The organism is Sphingobium sp., from assembly GCF_035511395.1.
Lineage (GTDB): Bacteria > Pseudomonadota > Alphaproteobacteria > Sphingomonadales > Sphingomonadaceae > Sphingobium.
This window is the reverse complement of record NZ_DATKFP010000398.1, coordinates 1-4,567: the sequence shown is the minus strand read 5'-3', so window position 1 is coordinate 4,567 and position 4,567 is coordinate 1. Positions and strand designations below refer to the sequence as shown.

4 protein-coding genes are annotated in these 4,567 nt (G+C 65.4%); 1 reads left to right on the top strand and 3 read right to left on the bottom strand.

Annotation, left to right across the window (positions count from 1 at the left end; genetic code table 11):
- The 3 genes from VMR39_RS26990 to VMR39_RS26980 all read right to left on the bottom strand — a co-directional run.
- Positions 1 to 2,499: efflux RND transporter permease subunit (locus tag VMR39_RS26990; RefSeq protein WP_325421047.1), on the bottom strand; the 2,499-nt coding region annotated here is incomplete at its 3' end.
- Positions 2,496 to 3,545 carry an efflux RND transporter periplasmic adaptor subunit gene (locus tag VMR39_RS26985; RefSeq protein ID WP_021246227.1) on the bottom strand — a complete coding sequence of 350 codons (1,050 nt, stop codon included), beginning with the start codon at positions 3,543 to 3,545 and terminating at the stop codon, positions 2,496 to 2,498. The genes VMR39_RS26985 and VMR39_RS26990, both read right to left, overlap by 4 nt.
- A 39-nt stretch (positions 3,546 to 3,584) precedes the next feature.
- On the bottom strand, positions 3,585 to 3,923 hold the full coding sequence (locus tag VMR39_RS26980) for a rhodanese-like domain-containing protein (RefSeq protein ID WP_021246226.1): 339 nt from the start codon (positions 3,921 to 3,923) through the stop codon (positions 3,585 to 3,587).
- An 83-nt stretch (positions 3,924 to 4,006) separates the two neighbouring features.
- Here VMR39_RS26980 and VMR39_RS26975 point away from each other — a divergent pair.
- On the top strand, positions 4,007 to 4,567 hold a 561-nt coding region (locus tag VMR39_RS26975), incomplete at its 3' end, for an FAD-dependent oxidoreductase (protein ID WP_325421044.1).

Sequence of the window (4,567 nt, the reverse complement as noted above, 5' to 3'; positions counted from 1 at the left end):
GCGGAAGATCGCGGGACTGCCCGCCTCGGTGCGGGCTTCGACCACGGCGCCGAGGTCGATAAGCTGACCGCCCGGCGTCTGTGCAACCGGCGTACTCGACAGGGCCTGCGTCCAGCTCCGGTCCTTCTGTTCCAGCGCGATGGTGATCGGGAGTGGGCTGCGGCCATCGCCGCGCGGCGCGTAGCCGACAGTCTGACTCCCCATGAGCATACCGATGCTGTCGGCGACCTGCCGCTGTGAAAGGCCGTAATAATCGAGCCGGTCGCGCTGCACGTCGAGGCGGAGCTTCGGGCGCGCCTCGCCGAAGCTGTTGTCCACGTCGACGATGAAGGGGATGGACCGGAAGATCTTTTCCAGCTCGGTCGCTGTCTTCTGGCGCGTGACTTCGTCGGGGCCATAAACCTCGGCCAGCAGGGTCGCGAGGACGGGCGGGCCTGGAGGCGTCTCGACCACCTTGATAGATGCGCCATTGGGCAAGCGCAGCGCCTTCAGCCGCTGGCGCAGGTCGAGCGCAATCTGATGGCTGGACCGGCTGCGATCCCCCTTGGGCAGCAGCGTCACCATCACATCGCCCTGCTCGGGCTGCGAGCGCAGGAAATAATGGCGGACAAGGCCGTTGAAGTTGAACGGCGCGGACGTGCCGACATAGGCCTCCATTGCCGTCGCTTCGGGCAAGCCCCGCACCACGCCGGCGATATCTTCCAGCACGCGGCCCGTACCTTCGAGCGCGGTGCCTTCGGGCATGTCGACCACGACCTGGACCTCCGACTTGTTGTCGAAGGGCAGCAGCTTCACGGTCACGGCCTTGAAGTAGAACATCGAGCAGGCAACCAGCGTCGCCACGCCCACCGCGATCAGAAAATTGCGGGCGGACTTCTTCGTATCGATCACGCGGTGCGCGACGCGGGCATAGAGCTGCCCCAGCCTGCCGCCGCTTTCATCATGGCCATGCCCCTTTTCGAGCGTCTGCCTAGCGAAACGGATCATCAGCCACGGGGCGATCACGACCGCTACGAAGAAGGAAAAGATCATCGCCGCCGAGGCGTTGACCGGAATCGGGGCCATATAGGGCCCCATCAGACCGGAAACGAACAGCATCGGCAGCAGCGCGGCGACCACGGTCAGCGTCGCCACCACAGTGGGGTTGCCGACCTCGGCCACCGCCTCGATCGCTGCCTGGGTGCGGCTGCGATCATCGTCCATCGCCCAATGCCGGGCGATATTCTCGATCATGACGATCGCGTCGTCGACGAGAATGCCTATCGAGAAGATCAGCGCGAACAGGCTGACGCGGTTGATCGTATAGCCCATGAGGTTCGAGGCGAACATGGTCAGCAGGATCGTCGTCGGAATGACCACGGCGGTCACGCCCGCCTCGCGCCAACCGATCGCGAACCCAATCAGCACGACGATGGAGACGGTCGCCAGCGCGAGGTGGAACAGCAGTTCGTTGGCCTTCTCGTTCGCCGTCTCGCCATAGTTGCGGGTGACGGCGACCGTGACGTCATCGGGGATCAGCTTGCCTTTCAGGCTCTCGACACGCTCGAGGATGGCATCGGAGACGACCACGGCATTGGCCCCGGCGCGCTTGGCGAAGGCGATGCTGACAGCGGGGGCGCTATTCCACTTGCCGTTTTCCTCCTTCGCCCAGCGCCACGCCCGCGCCTGATCCTCGCGCGGCCCCTGCGTTACGCTGGCAACGTCGCGCAGATAGACGGGAGAGCCGGAGGCAGAGCGCACGGTCAGAAGTCCGACCTCCTGCGCCGATGACAGGGTGCGGCCCGCCGTGACGCCGACCGCCTTGCCGTCCTCGCGGATATTACCCAGCGGAAAGGACCGATTGGCCTGGCTCGCGGCCTCGATCACGCTCCCCAGCGGCACGCCATACTGGCGCAGCCTGGCCGGATCGGGCGCAATGCGGATTTCCTCGGGGCGGCCACCGACGAGGAAGCTGATCCCGACATTGTCGACCTTGGCGATCTCGGTGCGCAGCTTCGCGGCGAGTTCGTAGAGGCTGGCATCGTTCCACTGCCCTGCCGCGCCGGGCTTGGGGGCAAGGGTCAGAACGACGGCCGGAACATCATTGATGCCGCGCACCGTCACCTTGGGATCGGGAATGCCGACCGGTTTCCTGTCCCAATTGGCGCGCAGCTTTTCCTCGATGCGGATCGCCGCGTCCTCGGGGTTCGATCCCACGAGGAAGCGCGCCGTCACCATCACGCCATCGTCCTGCGCCTGAGTATAGACATGCTCCACGCCATCGACGCTCTTGACGATGGTTTCGAGGGGAATGCCGACCAGCTCGGTCGCGTCGGCGGCGGAAAGGCCCGGCGCCATCACCTGGATGTCGACCATCGGCACGCTGATCTGCGGCTCTTCCTCCCGAGGGATGGAAAGAAGAGCCAGCAGACCAACGGCAATCGCCGCGAGCAGGAACAGCGGGGTCAGGGGTGAAGCGATAGTGGCCCTGGTGAGGCGACCGGAAACGCCGAGATTCATGGCCGCGGAGCCTTGGCGGGCTTACCGGGGGCGAACAGCGCGTCGCCGGCGGCCGCGCCGCTCAATATCTCGACCAGGGCGGGATCTGCCGTCGGCGCGATCTGGACCGGCACCATGCTGAGCCGCTTGCCCTTCGCGACGATCTGCACCTGATCCATACCATAGCGCGTGGTGACGAATGCGCGCGGCACGACCAGCGCCTTGCGCGTGCCGATCTCGACCGACGCGCTCACGCGGCGGCCGATAAATTGGGTGGAAAGGCCGGACAGAGTAGCATCAACGCGAACCTGGCCTCCGGTGATCGCGGGATAGACCTGCGTCACGCTGCCTTCGCGCTGCCCGGACGGCATATCCGCTTCATTGACGATCACGCGCGCACCGGGATGGACCTGTCCGGCAACCGACTCCGGCAGCATCAACCGCAGCACCGGCGGCCCCGCGGTAACCGTCGCGATCGACATGCCCGGCGCCACCGGTGATCCGGCGGGAATATCGGCGCGAAGCACCCGACCGCTCGCCGGGGCGATCACCGCCCCCTGCCCCGCGACGCTGACGCTTGCGCCCTGCTGCGCCCGAGCGGCAGCAACCTGCGCATCGGCCGCGCGCGCGGCCGCAACGGCCTGATCCAGGCGCGCCTTGGCATAGACGCCTTGTCCATAGAGATCGCGAATGCGCGCGAGATCGGCATTGGCGCGCGCGGCTTCGGCCTGAGCGGCGGCAACCTGCGCACCATAGGCGCTTGTCTCATAACCGAGCCGCGAATCGACGATCATGCCGATCCGCTGCCCCTTGTGCACCGTGTCTCCGGCACGGACGGAAAGCGACGTGAGGATACCGGGGATGCGGGCGAGCACTTCGGCCTGGTCGCGCGTGGCGATCTCCGCGCCGACCATCTTCATGTCCGGGATTTCGGTTGCGGCGAGCCGCAGGGTTTCCCCGGCGGGTAGCGTCGCCGCCGCCTGTTCCTGCTCCGGCTTGCTCCCGCATGCCGACAGCGCCAGCGCGGCGCCCGCCAACCAGAGCCACTTGCCCCTGCCGCTCATCATGCCGCCGATACCCCTCTTTTTTGGTTCTCTTTCAGGCTCTCAATCACCAACGACCGGGAAGCCGGCGTCTTTCCACGCACCGATCCCGCCAGCAAGGTGGGTGTCGATCGCGCTCTGCGCCGCCGCGCATTGATCGAGCGCCTGGCCCGAGCGCTTTCCGCCCGCGCATTGCAGCACGACAGTCCGGCCCTTGGGATCAGGGATGTTACGAGGTGAAAAGCCCGACAGCGGCATGTTTATTGCGCCCAGTATGTGACCGGCGGCGAACTCGCCTGTCTCGCGCACGTCGATCAGGAGCGCCTTGCCGCCCTTCAGCATGGCGTCCAGCTCGGCGGGGCCGATCTCACGGTGGGCATCACGTTTCTTGAATCCGAACATGGCAGCTTCCTCAACTTTGTTATTTGCATATAACGTGTAATGATGATATTCGTCAATGCCATTGAGACATGGAAGGATCGCAGATGGGCAAGCCTTTGATCGTGGTGCTGGGCGCGGGTCTGGGAGGCACGATCGCCTCCTATGAGATCAAGGCCGCCCTCAAGGACCGCGCCGACGTGATGACGGTATCCGATAGCGACACCTACAGCTTCATCCCGTCCAATCCCTGGGTCGCCGTGCGCTGGCGCGAGCCCGAAGCCATTCAGGTCCACCTCCCTCCCGTGTTCGCCAAAAAGAAGATCGGCTTCACCTCGGTCGGCGCGAAACGGCTGCATGCCGGTGAAAAGCGGCTCGAACTCAATGACGGCTCATCCATCAATTACGATTATCTTGTAATTTCCACCGGCCCGGAACTCGCGTTCGACGAGATCGAGGGGCTGGGTCCGCATGGCGGCCATACCGTCTCCATCTGCCAGACGGCCCACGCCTCAGCCGCCGCCGATGCGTTCGATGCCTTTGCACAAAATCCCGGCCCGATCGTCGTCGGCGCGGTGCAGGGCGCGTCCTGCTACGGCCCGGCCTACGAATTCGCGATGATCCTCGACACCGAACTGCGCAAGCGCAAGATCCGCGACAAGGTGCCG